This is a genomic window from Marinimicrobium sp. UBA4509 (assembly GCF_002388575.1).
Taxonomy (GTDB): domain Bacteria; phylum Pseudomonadota; class Gammaproteobacteria; order Pseudomonadales; family Cellvibrionaceae; genus Marinimicrobium; species Marinimicrobium koreense.
Map to the genome: position 1 here is coordinate 1 of NZ_DGMV01000045.1, position 3,657 is coordinate 3,657.

1 pseudogene is annotated in these 3,657 nt (G+C 62.2%); it reads right to left on the reverse strand.

The features are described from left to right. Positions 1-3,657, reverse strand: a pseudogene (locus B3520_RS06735) (excinuclease ABC subunit A); the annotation flags it as partial.

Here is a 3,657-nt window from a genome sequence, read left to right on the forward strand (position 1 = left end):
GTTTGCCGTTGAAGCCCGCGCAGATTTTTTCCGTACCCGCTTCGTCGTCCGGCAGCCAGGTGCGTTCCTCGCCGGTCTGTTCTTCGTCAAAGCCCTTGATGATCTGCCCGGTGCCGTAGCAGCGTTGGCACCAGCCGTGTTTGGAGTTGTAGGAGAACAGGCGCGGGTCCAGTTCATCGAAACCGTCGCCGCAGCTCGGGCAGGCGCGCTGGGTGGAGAACAGGCGTTCACTGGCGGCCTGTTTGCCCGTACGTTTGTCGACGGGCGCCACAATCACAATGCCGTTCCCAAGATCCAGTGCCTGCTCCAGGCCATCCATCAAGGCCCGTTCGTTCCTGGCGGAAACGGTCACGTCGGTCAGCGGTAGCTCGATGTTGTGTTCGCGATAGCGGTCCAGCTTGGGCCAGTTGTCGGTGGGTTGGTACTCGCCGTCCACACGCAGTCTGGTGTAACCACGGGCGGCGGCCCATTCGGCCAGTTCGCGGTATATGCCCTTGCGCGCGACGACCATGGGCGCGAGCAACGTGACCTCCCGGTTGCGGTAATCTTTCTGCACCCGCGCCAGAATGGCGGCTGGGGTCTGCGGTTCGATGGGTACTTCGCACTCCGGGCAGTGCTGGGTACCGAGCTTGACGTAGAGCAACCGCAGGTAGTGGTAGATTTCCGTCAGGGTCGCCAGGGTGCTTTTGCGCCCGCCGCGACTGGTGCGCTGTTCGATGGCCACGGCCGGGGGGATACCGTAGATGGCATCCACATCCGGGCGCGAGGCGGGCTGCACAAACTGCCGGGCGTAGGCGTTCAGGGATTCCAGGTAGCGACGCTGGCCTTCGCCAAAAATCAGATCGAACGCCAGGGTGCTTTTGCCACTGCCGCTGACGCCGGAGATGACGGTGAGTTTATCCCGCGGAATGGTGACGTCGATATTCTTCAGGTTGTGTTCGCGGGCGTGGTGCACGCTGATGACCTGATCGGTTTTGCGCTTGCGCTTTTTCGCGGGCGCGGGCAGAGCGACCCCTTGCGTCAAGGACGCGTCGTACTCGCGCAATGCCTGGGCGGTATAACCGTTGTTGCTGGCCATGATCTCGGCTGGGCTGCCCGCCGCCAGCAGTTCCCCGCCGGCGTCGCCGCCTTCCGGCCCAATATCGATCAACCAGTCTGCAGCGCGAATCACATCCAGGTTGTGTTCGATCACCAGCAGCGAATGTCCTGCGGCCTGCAACTGGCGGAAGGCGCCCATGAGAGTCGCGATATCGGCAAAGTGCAGGCCGGTGGTGGGTTCGTCGAACAGGAACAGGATGTGTTCTTTATCTTTGGCCTTAGTGTTGGCGAGGTGACCTGCGAGTTTCAGGCGCTGCGCTTCACCGCCACTCAGGGTGGGCACGGCCTGGCCCAGTTGCACATAGTCCAGGCCCACGTCCGCCAGGGGTTGCAGGCTACGCTGGACCTCGGGTTTATCGTGGAAGAACGTCAGCGCTTCGGCCACGGTCATCGCCAGGGCGTCGGCAATGGACAGAGCACGTCGACCTTCGTCGGCATCCTGCAGCAGTTTCACTTCCAGAATTTCATCGCGGAAGCGTTTACCATCGCAGTCCGGGCAGCGCAGATACACGTCGCTCAGAAACTGCATCTCCACATGCTCGAAGCCGTTGCCCTGGCAAGTGGGGCAACGGCCGTTGCCGGAGTTGAAACTGAAGGTGCCCGGCGTATAGCCGCGCTCTTTGGCCAGGGGTGTGGCGACAAACAGTTTGCGGATGGCGTCGAAGGCGCCCACGTAGGTGGCCGGTGTGGAGCGCGTGGTTTTGCCGATGGGGCTCTGGTCGACCATCACCGCCCGGTCGATTTTATCCAGTCCGTCGATACGTTGGTGAGCGCCGGGCGCTTCGGTCTGTTCGCCCAGGTGTTTGAGGATGGCCGGGTAGAGTATCTGGCGCATCAGGGTGGACTTGCCCGAGCCGCTTACGCCGGTGAGGCACACCAGTTTTTTCAACGGAATGGTGACGTTGATGTTTTTCAGGTTGTGTTCGCGTGCACCGGTGATGGTGATGGCAGGCAGATTCTTTTGGGACGCAGGTTCCGGGTATACCGGTCCGGGACTCGCCGTGGACCCTTCCATGGGGGCTCGACTGCCGCTTCCATGCGGCAGACGGTCCCGGACCGGTATACCCGGAACCTGCTCGTGCCGAACTGATACTTGTTTGGTTCCGTTTAAGTAGCTTGCCGTGAGATTGGTCTTGCGCTTGAGCAACGCATTGGGTGTGCCGAAGAATTCAATATTGCCGCCGTGGCGGCCCGGGCCTGGGCCGATATCCAGAATGCGGTCGGCGGCGAGAATCACCTGCGGGTCGTGCTCCACCACCAGCAGGGAGTTGCCGGCGTCACGCAGTCGGTGCAGGACTTTGACCAGCCGCTGAATATCGCGCGGATGCAGGCCGGTGCTGGGCTCGTCCAGCACGAACAGCGTATTCACCAATGAGGTGCCCAGAGCGGTGGTGAGGTTGATGCGCTGCACTTCGCCGCCGCTCAGGGTGCGGGACTGCCGGTCCAGGGTCAGGTAGTCCAGGCCCACTTCGCACAGGTAGCCCAGCCGCGAGCGGATTTCTTCCAGCAGCAGTTGGGTGGGTTCGTCCGCGTTGGCGTCGCCCATCTGCTCGAAAAAGTCGGCGCAGCGCACCAGGGGCAGGCGCATCACATCGGCAATGTTGAGACCGGGCAACTGGTTGAACCGATCCGCTGCAAGCGTGTTGCCCTTGGGTATAAAGCGGGCGCGACCGGACAGCGCCTGTTCGGCCGCTTCAAAGGAACCGACTCGCCACCAGAGCGAGGTGGGTTTCAGGCGGGCGCCACCGCAGTCCTGGCAGGGTGTGTAGGAGCGGTATTTGGAGAGTAGCACCCGGATGTGCATTTTGTAGGACTTGCTTTCCAGCCAGTCGAAAAACTCTTTGATACCGTACCAGCGGCCACTTTCCCATGAACCGTCCCCTTCGCCCTGAATGACCCACTGTTGTTGCTCGTCGGTCAACTCCGCCCAGGGTTTGGTGATGGGGATGCTGCGCTTTTTGGCGAAGCGAATCAGATCCCGTTGGACTTCGTTGAACGACGGCGTCTGAATCGGTTTGATGGCGCCGTCCTTCAGGCTCAGGCGCTCGTCCGGAATCACCAGGCCATAGTCCACACCGATAATACGGCCAAAGCCCCGGCAGCTGTCACAGGCGCCCAGAGGCGAGTTGAAGGAGAACTGGCTCGGCGTCGGCTCCGGGTAGTCGATATCGCAGCTTGGGCAGTGGTGGTGGCTGGAGAAGCGCTCCGGCTTGCTCACGGTCCTGTCGGCGCCCATTGGATAGATCAGCACATGGCCCTTGCCGTAGTGCAGGGCGGTTTCCACCGCCTCGGTGAGCCGGCCCCGGTTCTCGTCGGTCAGCTTGAGCCGGTCCTGTACCACTTCCACCCGGCTGCCATCACGCCCATGGATGCGGGCGTAGCCCTGCTGGTTGAGCAGTTGCAGCACTTCATCGTCGCTGAGCGTCTCCGGTACGGTGATGGGCAGGCATACCATCAGCCGCTGACCGTTGGGCCAGTCCCGATAGAGCGCTTCCACCACGCTCTGGGCGGTGTCGCACACCACCTCCCGGCCACAGCCCTGACAATACAGGTGAGCCC